The organism is Gardnerella sp. KA00771 (genome assembly GCF_049244045.1).
Lineage (GTDB): Bacteria > Actinomycetota > Actinomycetes > Actinomycetales > Bifidobacteriaceae > Bifidobacterium > Bifidobacterium swidsinskii.
Map to the genome: position 1 here is coordinate 722,954 of NZ_CP058368.1, position 22,407 is coordinate 745,360.

The window sequence follows — 22,407 nt, forward strand, 5'->3', positions numbered from 1 at the left end:
GCAGGGTTTTCCCTGCATACAAGCAAATGAAAGCATGCGATTATAGACAGGAGGAAATGTTATGGAATTAATATTAAAAGCAAAAGACATTCGTGTGGAATTCAAAGGACGCGATGTTTTAGATATAAATGAATTAGAAGTATATGATTATGACCGTATTGGTTTAGTAGGAGCAAATGGTGCTGGAAAAAGCACTTTACTCAGGGTACTTTTAGGAGAATTAACTCCCCCAGGATGTAAAATGAATCGTCTGGGTGAACTTGCCTATATTCCCCAGTTGGACGAAGTAACTCTGCAGGAGGAAAAAGATTTTGCACTTGTAGGCAAGCTAGGTGTTGAGCAATTAAATATACAGACTATGAGCGGTGGTGAAGAAACAAGGCTTAAAATAGCACAGGCCTTATCGGCACAGGTTCATGGTATTTTAGCGGATGAACCTACGAGCCATTTAGACCGTGAAGGAATTGATTTTCTAATAGGACAGCTAAAATATTTTACAGGTGCACTGTTAGTTATTAGCCATGACCGCTATTTTCTTGATGAAATAGTAGATAAAATATGGGAACTGAAAGATGGCAAAATCACTGAGTATTGGGGAAACTATTCTGATTATCTTCGTCAGAAAGAGGAAGAACGTAAGAGCCAAGCTGCAGAATACGAACAATTTATTGCGGAACGTGCCCGATTGGAAAGGGCTGCGGAGGAAAAGCGAAAACAGGCTCGTAAAATAGAACAGAAGGCAAAAGGTTCTTCAAAGAAAAAAAGTACTGAAGACGGAGGGCGTTTAGCTCATCAAAAATCAATAGGAAGTAAGGAAAAAAAGATGTATAATGCTGCTAAAACCCTAGAGCACAGGATTGCGGCCTTAGGAAAAGTAGAAGCTCCGGAAGGCATTCGCAGAATTCGTTTCAGGCAAAGTAAAGCATTGGAGCTCCATAATCCATACCCTATAGTCGGTGCAGAAATTAATAAAGTATTTGGGGATAAGGCTCTGTTTGAAAATGCATCTTTTCAAATTCCGTTAGGAGCAAAAGTGGCGTTAACTGGTGGTAATGGAATCGGAAAAACAACTTTAATCCAAATGATCTTAAACCATGAAGAAGGAATTTCTATTTCGCCTAAGGCAAAAATAGGTTACTTTGCACAGAATGGTTACAAGTACAACAGTAATCAGAATGTTATGGAGTTTATGCAGAAGGATTGTGACTACAATATATCAGAAATTCGTTCAGTGCTAGCATCTATGGGGTTCAAACAGAACGATATTGGAAAAAGTTTATCTGTTTTAAGCGGTGGAGAAATTATAAAATTGTTGCTTGCTAAAATGCTCATGGGTAGATATAACATCCTAATAATGGATGAACCCAGTAACTTCCTTGACATACCAAGTTTAGAGGCTTTGGAAATACTAATGAAGGAGTACACCGGAACTATCGTGTTTATCACCCACGATAAACGATTACTCGAAAATGTAGCAGATGTAGTTTATGAAATTAGAGATAAGAAAATAAATCTGAAACATTAAATTTAAGGTAGTCGCTGGTCAGTATAGTCTGTTCTGGTTGGCGACTCCATTGTTAAAGAGTATAAAGACTTTAGATTTTATGAATATTAAAAATAGGAACAGTCAATTGAACTGCTCCTATTTTTCTGCTAAATATATTGTAGTTTTCTTATATGTATAATGATAGATTAGCGGATTCTCATCTACGGTACTTACTTCAAATATGAAGAAGTGATCGCGGTTACCTGCATATTTGTTTTCTAACGCTTTTAGTGCGAGTAGGTTATCTCCATGTATGAGCATGTTTTCTGTATTAGGATCATTTTTGCAGTTTGATTTTTCTTTATCTTCAACTAGAATCCTAGGCTCTATTTTGATTTCTTTATCCTTACCAAGCCACGTAAGTTCCAGTTTTTGATTATTAACCATTATTTTTCATCCTCCGTTGTAAATTCCAAAATATCGTTGGGCGTGCAGTGTAAAGCCGTGCATATGCCTTCCACTTTTTCCAGTGATATATATTGCCCAGTGCGTAGTTTCGTAATAATGTTGGCGGAAATATTGCTCATTCTCATTAAGTCCTGATTGGAAATATCTTCCTCAATCATGCGATGTAAAAGTTTTTTGTAACTAACAGCCATAATTCCCTCCTTATTTTCTTAATTTATGCTATCACGATTCTGTGAGTATATCAACGATATAAAGAACCAATAGCACCGGAATAAGGCAGATTAAAAAAAGTCTCCTTTGCTATTCATTCAAGGCAAATGCCTAATGAATGCTTAGGAGATTTTTATTGTCAAAAATTTTTTATAAAACCGTCAGATTACATCCTCTTTCATGGCTACCAAGTAGAAGACCAAAAAAACTTTTTTAAGACAGGTTAAAAAGTCGGCTTTTTCTTTTGCCTGTGATGTAGAAGGGATAAGCCTTCTAGAAAAGGAGGATCAAATATGGATCTAGAGAAACTGCCAAAAGCACTAAAGAACAAGAATATCTTTTGTTCATGGAAGTACGAGCAGCAAGAAAACGGTAGGCTCACTAAGCCGCCTTATAATCCCATAACGGGAAAGAAAGCAGCTACAGACAACTTAAGCGATTTTACCTCGCTTGATGCCGTCTTGAACGTCAAAGACCAATACGACGGGATTGGGATAAAGCTTGTTGATAACCTCTTAGGTATCGATTTAGATCACTGCATCGATAATGGCATCATTAAATACTGGGCAAAAGAGATTATTTCCCGTTTCAAGCACGCTTATATCGAATACAGCCCAAGTAAGCATGGCTTTCATATCCTGCTTCTGTTTAATGGTGCATACGATAAAACAGCTTATTACATCAAGCATGGGGATATTGAGGTTTACAGCGCTCTAGCTACGAATCGCTATCTAACAGTTACGGGCGACGTGTATCAGGAAGGCGAGCTTTTAGAAGACGATGAAGCCATCATGTGGCTTTTAGACACGTACATGAAGCGAAACATAAACACTCATGAAAAAGAAAATAACGTGTGTGCAAGGTCATATTTAAGCGATACATCTGTTATTGAAAAAGCTGGCAACGCCGTAAATGGAGCTAAATTTATAGCACTTTGGCATGGTGACATTTCAGCTTACCCTTCTCATAGCGAAGCGGATGCAGCGCTTGTGTCTATTCTTGCCTTTTACTGTGGCGGCAACAAGGAGCAAATAGACCGACTTTTTCGTAAGTCTGCTTTATTCCGTCCTAAGTGGGATGAACACCGTGGCGCGGATACTTATGGCAACACAACCATTCAGAAAGCTGTTTCTAAATGTCATACGTTCTATGAGCCTTTCCATAATGCAAGTGCTGAGGAAGACTTTGATGATCTCTTATCTAAATTACAGGAACTAAAGCCTGATGAAAATATCCGATATCGCAACGGTGATTTAGGTAATGGCAGATTGTTTGCTGATATTTTCCAAAACATTCTGCACTATGTACCGGAGCGCAAGATGTGGTTCATCTTCGATGGTGTACGTTGGACTTGCGATATTGGAACGCTTAAAACGATGGAACTATGCAAGGATTTAGCTCTTTCTCTTATACGTTATGCTGGTGCCATTAAAGACGAGAGAACCCGTTCCATGCTTGTTGAGTATTGGAACAAATGGAGCAGCCGTCGTAACCGTGAGATTTATATCAAGGAAGCTCAAAGCGTTTACCCCATTTCGATGGAAGCGTTCGATAAGAACATTTATCTATTTAACTGCCAAAACGGAACTTTAGACCTTCAGCACGGTGTGTTTCGCAAGCACTTAGCAACAGATCTTATTACCAAAGTATCACCTGTGTTTTATGACCCGAAGGCAAGAAGTGAACGTTTTCGCCAGTTTGTCGATGAAATTATGAGCGGAGATTGTGAGAAAGCCTTGTATCTTCAAAAGTCATTAGGCTATGCGTTAAGCGGTGATACACGCTATGAGTGCATGTTCTTTCTTTTTGGAGAAAGCACAAGAAACGGTAAAGGCACACTCATGGAAAGCGTTCTGTCTGTGATGGGCGATTACGGAAAAGCGGTACGCGCGGAAACCATTGCTCTAAAGAAGAACCCTAATAGCTCACAGCCAACCGAGGATGTAGCACGCCTTGCCGGTGTTCGCTTTGCCAATATATCTGAGCCGAGCCGAGGACTATTCCTTAATTCAGCCCAAGTTAAATACATGACGGGAAGTGATACCTTAAACGCTCGATTCCTGCATGAGAACAGCTTTGACTTTAAGCCACAGTTCAAACTGTACGTGAACACCAATTATCTGCCCGTCATCAGCGATATGACAGTGTTTAGTAGCGACCGCATGCAGATTATTCCCTTTAACAGGCATTTTGAAGCGTGGGAACAGGATAAAACCTTGAAGGCGGAGTTTTCTAAAAAAGAGGTGCAAAGTGCCATTTTAAACTGGCTTCTTGAAGGCTTTACCAGCCTCCGAGATGAAGGCTTTAAGCCGCCTAATAGCGTTCTTGATGCCATTTTTAGTTATGCCCATGACAGTGACAAGATGGCACAGTTTGCTGAAGATGTACTCGTTAAAGACCAGAGCTCTGAGATTCGAACGGCAGTTGTATACGACCACTACAAGAAGTGGTGCATTGATAACGGCTGTTTTTCTGAGAACAGCAGGAACTTCAATCAGGAATTAAGAAAATTTGCCGAGGTTGTAAGAAAGCGTCCCAATACAGGCGGAGAAAAAACCACGCTTCTTAAAGGCTACAGGCTTAAAAGTGAGTTTAGCGATTTTTTAAGTGGCAACTAGTGGCAGTTAATAACCTATATCCCCATATAACCCTATAAGGCAATAACGAAATTTAACTGCCACATCATGCCACGTTTAAGGAGGTGGTGCCTATGATTGCGTAATTCGTATCGCAAACCTGTGTTGAACATGAAGAAGAAATACTATCATGCACAAATCAAAATACTGAAATGATTTCAGTTTTTTGACAACATTGAAGAAAGAAAACCTGCCTAGATACTGTGCTGTTGGAAATTTATTCGCATACTACTTTCTGAACCTAACCCCCTAGGGGGGGTCAAATCTCTAAAGAGTACCCCTTCGGGAACGGGCGCAGGGTCTTGCGTGCAAAAACAGCGAATTCAAAAGGGTAAATGGGCAAAATCAAGCAAATTACTGCAGCAATTGCAGAAAACAGTAATGAAAGGAACTAACGATTATGATTAACAGAGATATTGAAAAAGAAATGAAACTAGCAAGTCAGGACTACCACAGCACGTTTTGGAACGTATTGCGCAATGCAAATGGTAATGCGAATAATATTGAAAAAAAGCTGCGCCACCATTATACGGATGCCTATGATTTGCCGACTTCTTCTCTAGCAAAACTCGAAGCAAAACTTGCAAACAAAAGTAATCTTAGAAAACTGTGTACAGTGGTAAAAGCACACTCGCAATCAAGCAAATTGTTCATCTATGAAGGTACACCGTTCACTAAATGGATGAAAGATTATGATGCGAATATCATGACGCATATGCCTATTAAAGATGGCTTTAAGCGTATTGATGTAACGGATTATACCCTAGTTAACCTTATTCGTTTGGGTACGGATTTTACAGCTGATCTTGACTTTGATATTGAAGAGTTCATCACAAGCGAACTGACAAAGCAATTTACATTGAGTGAGTCGGAAGCTTTTATAAATGGCGATGGGATAACTAAGCCGACAGGAATTTTATCAGATACATCAGGTGCTGAGGTTGCTGTGCAAGCAAAAGAGATTTCCGCAGATACCATCAAACGTTTATTTTTCTCGCTAGATAGTAAGTATCGAGAAAATGCCACGTGGCTTATGAATGATGAAACTGCTCTTTATCTTCAAACCTTAAAGGACACTACAGGATCATATATCCTACCTGATTTTGATGGCAACTTAATGGGCAGACCTGTGGTCATTGACAATGCCATGCCTTCTTCTCAAAAGGGAGCAAAAGTTATCGCCTTTGGTGATTTTTCCAACTATTGGATTATCGAACGCCATAACCCAACCATCAAGGTTCTAAACGAAATATTTTCTCTTATAGACCAGATAGGTTACCTCTCTTTTGAGTATTTGGATGGGAAACTGGTACATCCTGAAGCAATTAAAGTATTGCAACTTTCTTAAAAAAGAGGTCAAAATGCATGGATGAACAAATTAAGGATACACCGGTAAAAACCGAAGTGTTAAGAATCGGAAATACTGAATTTACGGTTCACTCTCTTGAAAGCAAGAGTGCTAAGAAAGGTGTCAAAGACCTAATCAAACACCTTATTTTAAGCAATTTAAACCATGTAATAGAAGCTAAATAACTTGATAAATTCTGAGTTATACGGGAATATATACTGACCGCTTGAAGGCTGTCGGAAAGGAGGAAAACAGATGAATAAACTAAATAGACAGCCTTCTTATACTCTAGATAATGTAGGCAAGATAACGGCACTTTACTGCCGTTTATCCAAAGACGATGAATTACAAGGTGACAGCAATTCCATCATCAATCAAAAGAGCATGCTGAAAAAGTATGCCGAGGACAATCATTTCAACAATCTTATGTTCTTTGTAGACGATGGCTACTCGGGTACTAATTTCCAGCGACCTGATTGGCTTAAATTAACTGCTCTCATTGACGAAGGAAAGATTGGAACCATTATCGTCAAGGACATGTCACGCTTGGGTAGAGATTATCTGCAAGTTGGTATGTATACAGAGATGGTATTCCCTAACGCTGATATTCGCTTTATTGCAATAAATAACGGCGTAGATAGCAATAATCAGTCAGACAACGACATGACACCTTTCATCAACATCTTCAATGAGTTTTATGCTAAAGACACAAGCAGAAAAATAAAAGCTGTGTTTAAAGCAAAAGGACAAAGTGGGAAGCCGCTCTGCATCAATCCTCCTTACGGATATCTTAAGGATCCTGAAGATAAAAATCATTGGATTGTAGATGAAGAAGCTGCCAGTGTAGTGCGTGAAATCTTTAGACTCTGCGTTAATGGGTATGGGCCTAGCCAGATTGCCAATGAGCTAATCAAAAGGAATATTCCAACACCTTCTGAGCATTTTTTCTCTCTTGGTATTAAAATTCCTTCCGCGAAATCGGAGATTAAGGGAGTCTGGAATCAAAAAACTATCTCTAATATGCTTGAAAAGCAAGAATATCTTGGGCATACGGTCAATTTCAAAACAAGAAAGAAATCGTACAAGTGCAAGAAAACATTATTGAATCCCAAAGAAGACTGGCTAATTTTCAAAAACACACACGAAGCAATTATTGACCAGGAAACTTTTGATATTGTTCAACGTATAAGAGATGGTAGACGAGTGCGTGCCAATCTTGGAGAAATGCCAGTGTTATCAGGAATGCTATTTTGTGCGGATTGTGGTAACAAGCTTTATCAGGTTCGAGGAAAAGATTGGAGCCATGATAAAGAATACTTTGTCTGTGCTACCTATCGTAAGCAAAAAGGCAAATGCTCATCACATCAAATTAGAAATATTCAGATCGAAGCAATACTGCTTCACGAGCTTAGAACTATTACTTCATTTGCCAAACAGCACGAAGAAGAGTTCGTGGGACTTGTGATGAAGAAAAGCGAGAAAGAACTAACCCAAAAGTTAAAGTCCTCTAATAGGGAACTCGAGCAAGCAAAAGCAAGAATTAGCAAACTTGACACAATTGTTCAGCATCTCTATGAAGACAACTTAGACGGTAAAATTTCTGATGAACGATTTAAGAGCATGTCTGAGTCCTACGACAAGGAACAAGCTGAACTGAAAAGCAAGATTGAATCCCTTGAAGCCTTTATTTCTAAAGCGCAAGAGGAATGTCTCAACGTAGATTCTTTCTTGAAATTAGTACGACAATACACAGATATACAAGAACTTAATGCAGAGATCATTCGAACTTTTGTAGATAAGATTTATGTTGAAAAATCTGAAAAGGTAGCAGGTACAAGAACCAAGAAACAAACCATATGGATACAGTGGAATTACATAGGTGCAGTTGATATTCCACTCCATAAGTAAAATCGGCGTAGCCGGTAGTAATACCGATTACGCCGATAATTTTTTAGGAATTAAATCCCTAAGTGAACGCACCCAACGTTAATTTTTTTATTTTAATTTAATAAATCGCTAGGTTTGTATGGATTTAGCAGATATAATAGAAGAACCGACGGCATCGTGGCAGTCGGGTTGTACAAATCGAGCTTAAGGTTCGAGTCTATATGGGGAGGTTTCGCATGGAAATCGTCATTACTGGTCGTCATACGCAGATTAATCAAAGGTTCCGTGACGTTGTAGAAAGTAAGATGAATCGTGTGACCGCCATTGCGCCTGATGCGCAGCGCGTGCAAATCGTGTTGACTCATGAAGGCAATCCAAGGCAGGCTGACACAGCAAAGCGAGTTGAAATTACTGTTGTTGCAGGAAGCACAGTGATTCGCGCAGAAGCTTCTAGCACTGATCAATTTAGTGCATTAGATATGGCGCTTGATAAGTTGACGCTTCGTTTGCGTCGCACTCGCGATCGTCGTAAGGATCATCGCCGTGGATATACGGAAATGACTCCTGTAGACATGGGTGCTGTAGAGCCTGAGATTGAGACTACTGTTGAAGAGCCAGAAGAAAATGAGGTTAATAGCGCAGATGCTGCTGTTGCTTCCGATTTAGGTCCTGGTGAATCTGTGGAAGTAAGTGTTGGCGACACTCCTATTGTGATTCGTCGTAAGTTACATATTGCAGAGCCTATGAGCATAGATGAGGCTTTGTATGAGATGGAGCTTATCGGGCATGATTTCTTCTTGTTCGTAAACAAAGAAACTATGAGACCATCTGTAGTATATCGCAGACATGGTTGGAGCTATGGCGTATTTGAAATTGATACACCTGAAAATGTTGCTAAGCAAAAGTAATAATTAAAACACATCTAAAATGCGCGAATAAGTGCGCATGCCCGTCTAGCACAATGTTGGGCGGGCATTTTTATGTAGTAATCAGACTCGCTAACTTATAAAAATCGTAGCCGTCGCGTAATATAGGCACAGTTTACGTCTATGTTGGCTAGGCCGTCGTCATAGACATGACCTAAGGGAGCAAAACGTGGTAGATATCGTCGATAAAGCCTTGCGTATGGGTGAAGGCCATCAATTGAAGCGCCTTGAGAACGTAGCAAAGGCTGTGAATGCGTTGGAAGATGAAATTTCCGCGCTTTCCGATGAAGAATTGAAGGGTCAAACTGCTAAATTCAAGCAGCGTTTAGACAATGGTGCAAAGCTTGATGATTTGATGCCTGAAGCCTTCGCTACTGTGCGAGAGGTTTCAAAGCGTACGCTTGGCCAGCGTCATTTTGATGTGCAGCTTATGGGTGGCGCTGCATTGCATTGGGGCAATATTGCAGAAATGAAAACTGGTGAAGGTAAAACATTGGTTGCTACTTTGCCAAGCTATCTGAATGCTTTGGAAGGCAAAGGTGTGCACGTTGTCACAGTCAACGATTACCTTGCTAGCTACCAGAGCGAGCTTATGGGTCGTATTTATAGATTCCTTGGCATGAGTGTTGGATGCATTATTACAGACCAGCAGCCGCCAGAGCGTCGTAAGCAATACAATGCTGATATTACTTACGGTACAAATAATGAGTTTGGCTTCGATTACTTGCGTGATAACATGGCGTGGGAAAAGAGCGAGCTTGTGCAGCGCGGTCATCACTATGCAATTGTCGATGAGGTCGATTCCATTCTTATCGATGAGGCTCGTACGCCACTTATTATTTCAGGTCCTGCTGAAGGTGATGTAACTCATTGGTATCGTGAATTTGCAAAGCTTGTTTTGAAGCTTACTCGCGATGTTGATTACGAGATTGATGAAAAGAAGAAAACCGCAGGTATTCTTGATCCTGGCATCGCAAAAATTGAAGATTACTTGGGCATCGATAACCTTTATGAGCCAAGCAATACAGCTCTTATTGGCTATTTGAATAACGCTTTGAAAGCTAAGGAGCTTTTCCTTCTAGATCGTGACTATGTTGTTACAAACGGCGAAGTTTTGATTGTCGATGAGCATACTGGTCGTGTTCTTCCAGGTCGTCGTTATAGCGAGGGCTTGCATCAAGCAATTGAAGCTAAGGAAAACGTGGAAGTCAAGGCAGAAAATCAGACTTTTGCTACTATTACTTTGCAAAACTACTTCCGCATGTACGACAAGCTTGCTGGTATGACTGGTACTGCTGAGACTGAAGCTGCAGAGTTCATGGGAACTTACAAGCTTGGTGTTCTTCCAATCCCTTCCAACCGTCCAGTAATTCGTAAAGATAAGGACGATTTGATCTTCCGCACAAAGAAAGAAAAGCTTACTGCTATTGTGCGAGATGTTGCTGAGCGCCATGCAAAGGGTCAGCCTGTGTTGCTTGGTACAGCTTCTGTTGAATCTTCTGAGATTCTTTCTTCGCTTCTTGACGTTGCTCGCATTCCTCACCAGGTTTTGAATGCTAAGCAGAATGCTAAGGAAGCTGCTGTTGTTGCTGTTGCAGGTCGTAAGGGTGCTGTAACTGTTGCTACTAACATGGCAGGCCGTGGTACCGATATTATGCTCGGCGGCAATGTTGAGTTCCTTGCAGATGCTAAGTTGAAGGCTGAAGGATATTCTCCAGACGATACTCCTGAAGAGTATGAGAAGCGTTGGCCAGGCGTTTTAGCTGAAGTTAAAGAGCAAGTTAAGGACGAGCACGAAGAAGTTAAGAATCTTGGTGGCTTGTATGTGCTTGGTACTGAGCGTCACGAATCTCGTCGTATTGATAACCAGCTTCGAGGTCGTTCTGGTCGTCAGGGTGATCCTGGCGAGTCCCGCTTCTACTTAAGCTTGGAAGATGATTTGATGCGCCTGTTCAACACTCAGCTTGTTGCTCGTGTTATGGCTAAGGGATTGCCAGAAGGCGAACCAATTGAGTCTAAGTACGTTTCTAACGGTGTGCGCACGGCACAGAAGACTGTTGAAGCTCGTAACTTTGAAATGCGTAAGAACGTTTTGAAGTATGACGATGTTATGAATAAGCAGCGTACTGTGATTTATGCAGAGCGTCAGATGGTTCTTAAGGGTGAAGATATTCACGAGGACATCTTGAAGTTCATCAGTGACACCGTAGAAAGTTATGTGCGTGGCGCAATGAACGGTTCTGATAAGCCAAAGAATTGGGATTTGGACGGCTTAAAAGATGCTCTTAACTCTGTAATGCCTGTACTTCTTGATTGGGATCAGGTGCGTGAAACGATTATCAATCTTAAGGGCGAAAAAGCTGTTTCTGCTTTGCGTGATTTGATTGTCGACAGTGTAGTAAAGGTTTACTCTCTCATCGAAGATCGTCTCGGCGCTGATCCACTTCGTCAAATTGAACGTCGCGTTGTTCTTTCTGTTCTCGATCGCAAGTGGCGTGAACATCTTTATGAGATGGATTATTTGAAGGATGGTATTGGTCTGCGTGGTATGGGTCAGCGTGATCCGCTCGTTGAATACCAGCGTGAAGGCTACCAGATGTACAATTCGATGATTGAGGCAATTAAGGAAGAAAGCATTCAGCTTCTATTCCACATTGATATCAATCAGATTGCTTCTACTGAAGATATTTCTTCTGACGATGAGCTTGATGAAGATGTTGCACAAGCTTCGTCTGAGGTAGATGCTGAAGATCAGGCTGCTGGTATTGTTGGTCCTGCACCTTTGAGTCATGCTGAGGGAGATGTTCCGTTGAGCATGCGACCAAAGAATGAAGAATGGAAGACTCCATGGTCTGATGGTCGTACATTCCCAGGAACAAATAAGAATGAAGAGTGCCCATGTGGTTCTGGTCGTAAGTACAAGCTTTGCCATGGTCAAAACGAATCTGGAAATGAAGCTGAGTAACTTGAAAGCTTGCTAAGTAAAATAAATAAAAGGCGGTGTGATTATAATCATGCCGCCTTTTTATTATATTCGATTGATTATTAGCTATACTCGAGCACCATCTCCATAATCGCTGTAATCTTCTTTATACGGATCAGGTTTTTTGCGATTCATAAGTAATCCTGCTCCACTAAGTAGCATTAATAGGCCGCATATAATACCAACAATGTTTGCTATAGCAGGAATAAAAGCACTTACAATAACACCGAAGATACCTATAACAAATAGAATCCACAAAACTACATTAACTAAAGATACGTTATAAAATCGTGGATTTGGGGGCACAAAATCATCTCCATAGTCTTCCATAGTCTTATCTAAATCAAGCCAACTTGTGCGTGCGTTATCACGAGGACCTTTAGCAGTTATGATCGTGTGAGGGTCTTGCATTCTAGTAGGAATAATATAGGATTTATGGCTGCTTAGATTTTTTAAGCTAAATTTATTTTTTATAGCATTTTTTTGATTTTTAGAATTATTATCGCTTGCTATACTGTTGCGTTCTTTCTTTTTTTCTTCTTTCTGAGCGTGCTTTTCAAAGCTTTTTGCGCTACGTGAATTAGCAATATCATTCATATCGTCAGAATGCTCTGCAATAAAAGATGACCAATCATCATCAAAATTTCTATTGTTTTGTTTTTGATTATTCTTTAATGATTCTGACGTTAACTCGTCATCACGGCGAGGGTCGTTGGTATTCTTAGAAGAAGTCATGAACTATACTGTAGCAAGTCTTCCTGATTCTATGCTTAAAATGTTCGAAATTGGACTTGCAAGAAAGGATATGGTATGTTGTACTGGTTCTTCGTGAAGGGACTTGGGGGTATTGCCTGCATGAGGATTCATCCATCAGCGCAAGGTGTTAAAAATGTACCTAAAAAGGGTGGAGCTATTATTGCTGCAAATCATCTTGCTGTTATTGATGACGCGCTTCTGCCATTGACTTGTCCTCGTATGATTCACTTTATGGGTAAAGCAGAATATTTTGAAGGCAAAGGTTTAAAGGGTCGTTTCAAGAAGTGGTGGTTTACTTCTGTTGGCGTTTTTCCTGTAGATCGTTCTGGAGGCGCAAAATCGCTTGGCGCCTTGAATCATGCTCGTGAAATATTAGAAAAAGGTCAGCTTTTTGGTATTCATATTGAAGGTACAAGAAGTCCAGACGGTCGTTTATATCGCGGTCATACTGGTGCTGCACGTCTTGCTCTTGAAACAGGTTGCCCGATTATACCAGTTGCAATTATTGGAACTAGAGAATTGCAAGTGCATGGTCAAGTTATTCCTGCAAAAGGTAAAACTAAGGCAATTTATGGCGAGCCTATTCAAGTAGAGCGTGTTTGTGACGAAAGCGAGATTACCCACGAGCGTTTACGTGAAATTACAGATAAAGTAACTAAGTCTATTCAGCAAATGAGTGGTCAAGAATACGTTGATGAATATGCTCAAACTGTAAAAGAACGTATGCGTAAAAAACGTGAAGAAAGTAATGAAAATAAATAATATAATTCTAATGCTATTAGGCTAGCGTTATTAGATATTTAAATTTTATTTATATTCAAATATTTAAGCGGCGAAAGTTATTTAGCTTCCGCCGCTTTTATAATACTTAAAACACGCTTATATTACTGTAAGAGTGATAATAGAAGGATTTCCATTAGAATCCTTCAATGGTACTTCACTTCCAGCTCCAGGGGATTGGAAGCGCACTACGTGCATTAAATCACCAAGTGGAGCAGAAATACGAACTTTCAGTCCTAGATTTTCAATAATCCTTTTAGCTTCATCACTGTTCTTTCCGCAAACGTTTGGCAATGTAACAGTTTTTGGACCTTTAGAAACAACAACTTTAACACTATCGCCCCAATGTAAGTCAGAACCAGCTTCAACGGAAGCGCGGATAATCTTACCCTTTGCTACAGTATCGCTATTTTCTTCTTCGTACTTTACATCCAGCTTAGCGTCAGTTAAAGCTGAGTCAGCTTCACTCTTTGTTTTCCCAACAATATCTGGCATTTGCACAGGCTTAGGTCCCTTGGAAAGTAAAACACTTACTTCTTCGTTATGGTTCATGCGTGTGCCAGGTTTAGGGTTAATATCAATTAAGCTGCCAGCTGGTATGTCTATAGAATACGTGTCTCCTGACTTATCGTGAACAATGTTAGTAAATCCTGCTTTACGCAATGTTTTCAAAGGATTTTTGCCATTGTAAGTCTTTGGATCTGTAATATCGTCCGGGATTGTAGCCTTACGAATTCCACGCGAAATCACAACATTAAGAGTGCTATTATTGTGCTTTTGAATATGGCTGCCGACGACATCAGGATTTGTTGAAACTACTTTTCCTTCTGGCACATCGTCACTATAATCTTTTGAAACTTTGTAAGGAATTCCAGCAATTTTAAGCGTGTGCTCATATTGTTGCCAATTGACATCAGTTATTTTGCAAGATGCATAATTTTTGCATTGAAGGTCGTCGGGCTTAGGCAGCGTCCAATAACTGCCAGGACCTAAGAAATACCAAAAACCACCAATAGCAGCAATTGTCAATACTCCAGCTGCGCTTAAACCTACAATAAGGAAAACACGCTTTTTAGAAGAGCGATTAGGCTTGTTTGCTAAGTTTTTTGCCTTATTTGATATGCCAAACGGTTTTGCTGCATTTAAGTTGTTGTTAAAATTGCGAGAGCTAATAGCAATTGTTGGCATATTGCTATCGTCAAATTCTTCTAAAGGATTATCTTGCGAATTGTATGACACATCTTCTGCATTAGCAGCACTCCATTGCATAGCTTGTGTTTTTTGAAGATTGTTCGTATCGAAAGCACTGTCGGACTTCGCTAGTGAATTGTCTATTGCTACATTATTGACTTCAGGATTATGTAAATCATTATTTGTGTGTGAATCGAGTTCACTTACAGAATTATCTCTAGGTATTGCAACAGTTTCGTCTGTAGCATTTTGCAATAAAGAGTTGGAATTAGCAGAAAAATTAGAGCCTGAAGTATTTATTGCTCGTGTAGCATCTGAGTCATTATTAGGATTCAATTTGTCCGAATAATTTGCTTCAGGGGAAACACGCAAATTATTAATAGGAGAAAAGTCTGTTTCTTCTGAAAACTCTTGTGGTTCTTCTGCTTTGTATTGCCAATCTTCAGAGTTTAATTGTGTAGAAAGTGCACGTAATGTTGCTAATGCTTCACTTGCATCTTTAGGTCGTTCGTTCATGTCGCGAGCAGTGAGGTTTGCTATGAATTGTGCAACTTTTTCGCTAATTCCAGGGCAAGCTGTAGCAATTGAAGGAGTGTTTTCATGCACATGCTTGAAAACAAGCGTAACAGGATTATCTGCAGTAAAAGGCACTCTTCCTGCAAGCATTTCCCAAGCCATCATGCCTGCTGAATACAAATCACCTTGAGGAGTTGCAAGATTATGCTCAATAAGTTCAGGAGCAAGATAAGCTGCTGTGCCAAGAAGTAATCCTGTAGAAGATAGTGTTGCTTGCGAAATTGCTCTAGCTAAACCGAAATCAGTAATTTGAACATGACCTCGATCGTTAATTAAAATATTTTCCGGCTTAATATCTCTATGTACAACTCCAGCATTATGTGCAGAAGCGAGACCATCCAAAGTTTCTGCAAGTAGACGCAGCGTATCTCGCACACTGAATGTGCCTTGCATATTCATTTCATAACGCAAATTAACGCCATGAACATATTCCATTACGAGATAATCGAGCCCGTCATATTCGCCTGTATCATAAACTTGTACAATATGTGGATTTGCAATTGCTGCAGCAGAAGTCGCTTCTCTGCGGAATCTAGCAATAAATTGCTGGCGATGCACCCCTTGAGCAAGTTGAGTGTGCATGATTTTAATTGCTACAGGTCTATCAAGGCGTTCATCTTCTGCTTGATACACAGTAGCCATGCCACCCTGAGCTATTTTGCGCACAATGCGATAGCGATTTTCAATGCGCATACCTGGCTGCGCCTGCGTAGCTTCATCCATTGTCACAATCCTTATACGCGTAAAACCATTTTTACTACTTACGAGTGTACAAGCAAGATAGTAAAGAAAGCTAATTTCGAGCGTTATTTGCTAAATATTATTGTACATTACGCCATGCTTCAGGTATAAATCGTTTGCTAATTTCATGCAAAATAGCTTTTCCACTGTCGCTCAATGTACTTGATTCGATTGCTTGTTGTGAATCATTCCACAGATTCTCAATTCGCTTTTTTGATTTTTCAATAGCACCAGAAGTATGGTAAATCTGTATTATTTTATTTACATCATCTTCGCTTCGAGTACTACTCGTGTAAGCTTTTAATAGTATTTCTCTTTCGTTATCGTTTCCGTATTGCAAAGCATCTGCAAGAAGAACTGCACGCTTACCTTCTCTAATATCACCGCCAATAGGCTTACCTGTAATTTTGCTATCTGAAACAATATCAAGCAAATCATCAGCAATTTGGAAAGCAACACCTAACGAATTGCCAATAGAATTAGCAAGATTGTATGCTTCAGTTGGTTGCATATTTGCTGCAAGAAAGCCGAGAGTTAATGGAGCAACAGTAGTGTAACTGGCTGTTTTCCATCTAAAAACATTCAAAGATGATTCCGCAAGTTGTATTGGATTATCTAGTTGCATCATTTCTATTGACAAATCCAATACTTGACCAATACCAACATTTCTTTGCATAGACGCAAATGCTGCTAACAATTCCTCGCCATAAGTAAAATTCTTCGCACAATTTCTTGCAATATCGAAACTTTCTGTGGCAAGTAGATCTCCCAGCATTAAACCTAAGCCTGTGCCAATATGCTTATTATTGCAAGCTTTACTTAATGCACAATACGCACTAGGCTTTCCACGTCTTAAATAAGATTCGTCAATAATATCATCATGAATTAATGCAGCTGTTTGAAATACTTCTAGAGCACAAGCTATGTCAAATACAGACTGTTCATGGATTTTTTGAATATTGGTTTCTTTTGATGCAGCGTAAAATGCTGAAATCGTAAGAAGAGCTCTAAGACGTTTTCCGCCTTCGCTTGAAACAATAGCTTGCTTTATTACTTGCTGTAGTATTTGCGCACATGTGGATGAAAGATTATTTTCTAATCCAGTATTAAATTGCTGAGAAATTAAAAAAGTAATTCTAGATTCAATATCGTTAAGACTGTAATTGTTGCCTATAAATGTGCTCATATTATGAAAGTTATCCACAGGGCTGAACATTACAAAACGCAGTTATTATTATGGTTTAATAAGCTTTTCACCACGGAAATAGTTTTTTATTGAATGCTGACTCATATCTTGAGAAACTTCAATATATCAAAAATGCTATTGCATAGTTTGATTATCAAAATAAAAAATCATGTAAAAAATGAGGGGGAGTATGCATGGAAATTGTAGAGGATGATTTGAAAACGAAGATATCGCATAATTGTATTGATGACTTTGATATGCAAAGTCTTATGCAAATTTATGGTGAAAGTGCTAATTCTTTTAATGGTTGTTTAGATTTTGCAGGTTCAGAAGATTTTGAAAGCTTTGCTGGAAGAGAAATTTCAGATATTAATGGTACTATATATCCTTCCAAAGAGTGCAGCTTTTTTATGACTTTTTCTAAGGAATATATTTACAACAACTGTAGTGATAGTGCGCAATGGATTAAAGGATTAGAATATTGGGTTCCGGCAGTTTCGGAAGCTTTTATAGAAAATGTTAATCAAAATGGCAAGCAATATGCGATTAGAGATATTGCAAGCAGAGCACTTATGCGATGGTACAACATGTTTGCTTACGATGAAAAAATGTTTGGATATGATTTAGTAAATCTGCCAATAGCAATGTTGCATAATATTAATGTTCGTGATGCAATGCTTATTTCTATTCTGGATGAAAATCAAGAATGGTATGACGAAAAAACTTTGTCGGAATTTGCTTGGTGCCCTCATACACCTGAAGTATCTCGTAATTTGCGGCATTGTTTAGAAGCAAAATTCACTCAAACAAATAATAAGCCTGATATAAAGAGAGCTATTTTCGCGTGCAAAATTTTAAAATCTATGGCTATTATTACTAGAAGCATTCCAAAATTATCTGTGCAAGTTTACGCTTTGTTAGCTTATATCAGCTGGTGGTTTAGGCTCGGAGAAGTAAAATATTATTGTGATTGTGCATTGCGCATTGATCCTGATTGTTCTATGGCAAAAATAGTGTGTGGAGCATTCGAAAATGGTCTTGAGCCAGCATGGATTGAATAATTCGCCACGCCGCAAAAATTAGTTGTGGAATAATCGTCTTGCTTAAATGGTTTACTACTTAAGGTAAAACTTGCCCTTGCATGAACTATGCCTATATGCGTTACAAGGGGATAATACAGGAGGAACAGTTTGACGAGTGAAGTTGGATTAACGGTCGACAGCGACGAAATGCAAGATGATACTAAGCCTGTAAAAACTCGCAAGGCTAGCGCTGCGCGTAAAACCAGTACTCGAACTTCGTCAGCTGATAGCAAGACGCGCAGTTCTCGCTCAAAGAAAACTGAAGACAACAAGATTGATACTGAATCAGTATCGGCTGATGCTGAACATGACGAAACTGAAGATAGCGTAGACATTGAATCTCAAGATCAATTATCTATTGACGATCCTTTAGATGACGATTCACATCTTGATGTTGGTGATGAACATTTGAATCTTGATGATTTGGACGATATTCAGCCAGAAGATATATCTGATGTTGACGATTTAAGCGATATTGACGTTGCAGATGATCTTGATGATGAAGAGTCTGAAGATCTTGATGAAATTGATGATCACGACGAAATTAAGCATGATGCTCCGCAAGTGCCACAAGCAAAAGGCGCATTTGTTGTACGTGATGATGACGATGACGATAATCTAACTCCATCTGGTAATCCTAAGCGTCGTGTAATTGCTACAGGTGCTACTGCGGATCCTGTTAAGGATTATCTAAAGCAGATAGGTAGAGTTAGCTTGCTTAATGCTGAGCAAGAAGTTGATTTGTCAGAGCGTATTGAAGCTGGATTGTATGCTCAGCATTTGCTTGATACTCAAATTGATCAAATGGAGTTTAAGCGTAAACGTGAGCTTAAGTGGGCTGCAGCAGATGGCAAGAAAGCTAAAGATCATCTTCTTGAAGCAAACTTGCGTCTTGTTGTTTCTCTTGCTAAGCGTTATACCGGTCGAGGCATGCTTTTCCTTGATTTAATTCAGGAAGGTAACCTTGGTTTGATTCGTGCAGTTGAAAAGTTCGACTGGAAGAAGGGCTTTAAGTTCTCAACCTACGCAACTTGGTGGATTCGCCAGGCTATTACGCGTGCTATGGCAGATCAGGCTCGTACTATTCGAGTTCCAGTGCATATGGTTGAGGTTATTAATAAGCTTTCTAGGGTTCAGCGTCAAATGCTTCAAGATTTAGGTCGTGAACCTACGCCGGATGAGCTTGCTCGCGAACTAGATATGCCAGTAGAAAAGGTTCAGGAAGTACAAAAATACGGTCGTGAGCCAATTTCTTTGCACACTCCTCTGGGCGAGGACGGCGATTCCGAGTTCGGTGATTTGATTGAAGATACTGACGCAATCGCACCGTCTGATGCTGTTGCGTTCTCGCTCCTTCAAGAACAGTTCAGGCAAGTTTTGGAAACTTTGGCTCCTAGGGAGGCTGGAGTTATTAAGATGCGCTACGGCTTGGAAGATGGTCAGCCAAAAACTTTAGACGATATTGGTCGCGTTTATGGTGTTACTCGTGAACGTATCCGTCAAATTGAGTCTAAAACAATGTCTAAGCTGCGTCATCCTTCTAGATCGCAAACTTTGCGTGACTTCTTAGATCAGTGATTGTGTGAAGTTATATTACAAAGTGTCGTATTGTTGCTTTTGCGATAGTACGACACTTATTGCTTAAAATAATCGGTTGTACGTTTAATAAGTGCAAGGGGTAGAAGTGGTCTCTCATAAAGAGCAGTATGATGCCGACAGTTTGACAGTGCTAGAAGGCTTGGATGCTGTAAGAAAGCGTCCAGGCATGTATATTGGCACTACAGACAGCCAAGGCTTAATGCATTGCCTTTGGGAGATTATTGATAATGCGGTTGACGAGGCTTTGGCGGGTGCTTGTGACCATATTATTGTTACTCTTCACGACGATGGATCTATTGAAGTTGCAGATAACGGTCGTGGTATTCCAGTAGATGTTGAGCCAAAAACAAAGCTCACTGGTGTTGAAGTTGTTTTAACTAAGCTTCACGCTGGAGCAAAGTTTGGTAACGCTTCTTATAATGCTGCAGGCGGTTTGCACGGTGTTGGATCTTCTGTTGTAAACGCTTTAAGCTTGCGTTTAGATGTTGAAGTCGATAGAGACGGTAAAACGCATCATATGGCGTTCCATCAAGGGCATCCTGGTGTGTATAGCGATGCTGACCCGGAGCATCCATCTCCAGCTTCTCCATTTAAGCGTACGCGTAAGAACAAGCCTACTGAGCTTGAAATTATCGGCACTGTTTCGCCAAAAACTACCGGAACTCGTGTACGCTACTGGGCGGATCCAGAAATTTTTAATTCGACTGCGCATTTCAGCTATGAGCAGCTTATTGCTCGCGTGCGTCAAACAAGTTTCCTGGTTCCAGGCTTAAAAATTACTGTTATTGACGAGCATGTTCCTGAAGGTGAATCTGCAAATATTGAAGAAATTGATTCTACTAAAGATGATGTTGCAGAAGATAATCTTCTTGAAAACCAGTCTGATAATAGCGATAACTTTGTGTCTGAATTTGAAGAATTAGAATCTGAAACAGCATTAGAAGATGAAGATGATTCTGAAGATAAGACTGAAAATATCGCGACTGAAGATGAGGCTGAAGATGCTGAATCTGAAGAATCAGTTGCACAATCTGTTGCGAATGCTGAGTCTGCTAACTCAATGCAAAATAAGCATCATCCTCGAGTAGTTGAATTTTTGCATAATGGTGGCGTTAAAGATTTCGTTGATTTTCTTTCAAAAGGTGAAGCAGTATCGGATATTTGGCGTATTTCTGGCGAAGATACATATGTAGAAGAAACGCAAGCTGTTGATTCTGCAGGAGATTTACACGCGCAGCAAGTAACTCGAAAATGCGGCGTTGACATTGCAATGCGTTGGGTAAACGGCTACGATTCAACGATTATTAGTTTCGTAAACGTTGTTGAAACTCCTGGCGGAGGTATGCACGTAGACGGATTCTTGCAAGGATTGACTAAGCAAATTCGTAAAGCTGTTGAAGACAACGCGCGCAAACTAAAAGTAAATCTTAAAGATTCGAATACGAAAATTGAGCGCGATGATATTACAGCAGGATTGGTAGCAGTCGTAACTGTTCGCATTGCTGAGCCTCAATTCCAAGGTCAAACTAAGGATGTTCTTGGAACTGCTCAAGTTAAGCCAATCGTTACCAAAATGACTGACGCTCAATTCGGTGAGATGATTACCGGTTCTAAGCGAGGTTTTAAAGAGCAGTCTTCTAGAGTTTTGGAAAAAATTGTTTCCGAAATGCATGCGCGTATTCAAGCGCGTAAAACTAAGGAAGTTACGCGCAGAAAGAACGCTCTTGAGTCTGCTTCAATGCCACCGAAACTTTCTGACTGCCAGCCTGGAAACGACGATGTTGCAGAACTTTTCATCGTCGAGGGCGATTCTGCACTTGGCACTGCAAAAGCTGCTCGAAATTCTGCTTTCCAAGCGCTTCTTCCAATTCGCGGTAAGATTTTGAACGTGCAAAAAGCAAGTCTTGCACAAATGCTTTCCAACAAAGAGTGCGCTGCAATTATTCAGGTTGTTGGAGCAGGATCTGGCGCAAGTTTCGATATTTCACAAGCACGTTATAACAAGATTGTTATGATGACAGATGCTGATGTTGACGGCGCGCACATTCGTATTTTGCTGCTGACGCTGTTCTATCGTTATATGCGTCCGCTTATTGAGCACGGTCATGTTTATGCTGCAGTGCCGCCTCTTCACAGAATTGCGCTCGCTGGAAAGCGCAAGGGCGAGTATATTTACACGTATTCCGACGATGAATTGGCTGGAAAGCTTGATGATTTGCAAGCTAAAGGCATTGATTTTAACAGCGATATTCAGCGTTACAAGGGCTTGGGCGAGATGGATGCAGATCAGCTTGCAGACACAACCATGGATCCTAGAACTCGCATGCTTCGAAGGATTCGTATGGAAGATGCTCAGCAAGCGAGTGAAGTATTTGATTTGCTAATGGGCGATGATGTTCCTCCGCGCAAGCAGTTTATTGTTGATAACGCAGACGACTTCGATCGTTCCAAAATCGATACCTGATATCGGTATGCCGCTCGCGTCGCTTTATGTCGCCTTGTATATTTGTATTCCTTTATATTGCTTTATAAAGTCGCGTTGGCATTACAAA

16 protein-coding genes are annotated in these 22,407 nt (G+C 40.1%); 11 read left to right on the top strand and 5 right to left on the bottom strand.

Features of this window, described 5'->3' with window-relative positions; genetic code table 11:
• Positions 1–61: 61 nt before the first annotated feature.
• Positions 62–1,525 carry an ABC-F type ribosomal protection protein Msr(D) gene (gene msr(D) / locus HXT57_RS03110; RefSeq protein WP_000420313.1) on the top strand — a complete coding sequence of 488 codons (1,464 nt, stop codon included), beginning with the start codon at positions 62–64 and terminating at the stop codon, positions 1,523–1,525.
• A 117-nt stretch (positions 1,526–1,642) separates the two neighbouring features.
• Here the strand turns inward: msr(D) and HXT57_RS03115 are convergent, their stop codons facing one another.
• Together HXT57_RS03115 and HXT57_RS03120 are read right to left on the bottom strand one after the other, a co-directional pair.
• A complete protein-coding gene (locus HXT57_RS03115) occupies positions 1,643–1,933 on the bottom strand; it encodes a DNA methylase N-4/N-6 (RefSeq protein WP_421783714.1) in 291 nt (96 codons plus the stop codon).
• Positions 1,933–2,145 carry a helix-turn-helix domain-containing protein gene (locus HXT57_RS03120; RefSeq protein ID WP_421783716.1) on the bottom strand — a complete coding sequence of 71 codons (213 nt, stop codon included), beginning with the start codon at positions 2,143–2,145 and terminating at the stop codon, positions 1,933–1,935. Before HXT57_RS03120 ends, HXT57_RS03115 begins: the two co-directional genes overlap by 1 nt.
• Before the next feature lie 312 nt (positions 2,146–2,457).
• Between HXT57_RS03120 and HXT57_RS03125 the strand changes: the two genes are divergently transcribed.
• The 6 genes from HXT57_RS03125 to secA all read left to right on the top strand — a co-directional run bounded on the left by HXT57_RS03125 (position 2,458) and on the right by secA (position 11,926).
• The gene (locus tag HXT57_RS03125; protein ID WP_421783718.1) at positions 2,458–4,782 is read left to right on the top strand and encodes a phage/plasmid primase, P4 family; all 2,325 of its coding nucleotides are present in this window, start codon (positions 2,458–2,460) and stop codon (positions 4,780–4,782) included.
• 418 nt (positions 4,783–5,200) lie between these two features.
• On the top strand, positions 5,201–6,148 hold the full coding sequence (locus HXT57_RS03130) for a phage major capsid protein (RefSeq protein ID WP_421783720.1): 948 nt from the start codon (positions 5,201–5,203) through the stop codon (positions 6,146–6,148).
• A 17-nt stretch (positions 6,149–6,165) separates the two neighbouring features.
• Positions 6,166–6,333, top strand: coding sequence for a hypothetical protein (locus HXT57_RS03135; protein WP_180947200.1), 168 nt, complete (start codon positions 6,166–6,168; stop codon positions 6,331–6,333).
• Positions 6,334–6,403: 70 nt separating this feature from the next.
• Positions 6,404–8,056 (top strand): recombinase family protein, encoded by a 1,653-nt coding sequence (locus tag HXT57_RS03140; protein ID WP_050567888.1) that lies wholly within the window; start codon positions 6,404–6,406, stop codon positions 8,054–8,056.
• 215 nt (positions 8,057–8,271) lie between these two features.
• Positions 8,272–8,943, top strand: a complete 672-nt coding sequence (gene hpf, locus HXT57_RS03145) for a ribosome hibernation-promoting factor, HPF/YfiA family (RefSeq protein WP_004106803.1) — start codon at positions 8,272–8,274, stop codon at positions 8,941–8,943.
• Between the two features lie 187 nt (positions 8,944–9,130).
• Positions 9,131–11,926: a preprotein translocase subunit SecA gene (gene secA / locus HXT57_RS03150; protein WP_119504399.1), complete on the top strand. Its 2,796-nt coding sequence runs from the start codon at positions 9,131–9,133 to the stop codon at positions 11,924–11,926.
• An 84-nt stretch (positions 11,927–12,010) separates the two neighbouring features.
• On the opposite strand, the gene HXT57_RS03155 is transcribed toward secA, so the two are convergent.
• A complete protein-coding gene (locus tag HXT57_RS03155; RefSeq protein ID WP_012914112.1) occupies positions 12,011–12,679 on the bottom strand; it encodes a hypothetical protein in 669 nt (222 codons plus the stop codon).
• A gap of 75 nt (positions 12,680–12,754) precedes the next feature.
• On the opposite strand from HXT57_RS03155, the gene HXT57_RS03160 reads away from it, so the two are divergent.
• Positions 12,755–13,462 carry a lysophospholipid acyltransferase family protein gene (locus tag HXT57_RS03160; protein ID WP_012914113.1) on the top strand — a complete coding sequence of 236 codons (708 nt, stop codon included), beginning with the start codon at positions 12,755–12,757 and terminating at the stop codon, positions 13,460–13,462.
• Positions 13,463–13,579: 117 nt separating this feature from the next.
• Here HXT57_RS03160 and HXT57_RS03165 read toward each other — a convergent pair whose 3' ends face one another.
• Both HXT57_RS03165 and HXT57_RS03170 read right to left on the bottom strand, forming a co-directional pair.
• Positions 13,580–15,970, bottom strand: a complete 2,391-nt coding sequence (locus tag HXT57_RS03165; protein WP_415697724.1) for a Stk1 family PASTA domain-containing Ser/Thr kinase — start codon at positions 15,968–15,970, stop codon at positions 13,580–13,582.
• Between the two features lie 97 nt (positions 15,971–16,067).
• Complete coding sequence (locus HXT57_RS03170) at positions 16,068–17,174, bottom strand: polyprenyl synthetase family protein (RefSeq protein WP_119504402.1); 1,107 nt, start codon at positions 17,172–17,174, stop codon at positions 16,068–16,070.
• A gap of 194 nt (positions 17,175–17,368) precedes the next feature.
• On the opposite strand from HXT57_RS03170, the gene HXT57_RS03175 reads away from it, so the two are divergent.
• The 3 genes from HXT57_RS03175 to HXT57_RS03185 all read left to right on the top strand — a co-directional run bounded on the left by HXT57_RS03175 (position 17,369) and on the right by HXT57_RS03185 (position 22,319).
• A complete protein-coding gene (locus HXT57_RS03175; RefSeq protein WP_119504403.1) occupies positions 17,369–18,235 on the top strand; it encodes a hypothetical protein in 867 nt (288 codons plus the stop codon).
• Between the two features lie 129 nt (positions 18,236–18,364).
• Positions 18,365–19,834: an RNA polymerase sigma factor gene (locus tag HXT57_RS03180; protein WP_415697725.1), complete on the top strand. Its 1,470-nt coding sequence runs from the start codon at positions 18,365–18,367 to the stop codon at positions 19,832–19,834.
• 106 nt (positions 19,835–19,940) lie between these two features.
• Positions 19,941–22,319 carry a DNA gyrase/topoisomerase IV subunit B gene (locus HXT57_RS03185; RefSeq protein ID WP_415697726.1) on the top strand — a complete coding sequence of 793 codons (2,379 nt, stop codon included), beginning with the start codon at positions 19,941–19,943 and terminating at the stop codon, positions 22,317–22,319.
• Positions 22,320–22,407 lie beyond the last annotated feature (88 nt).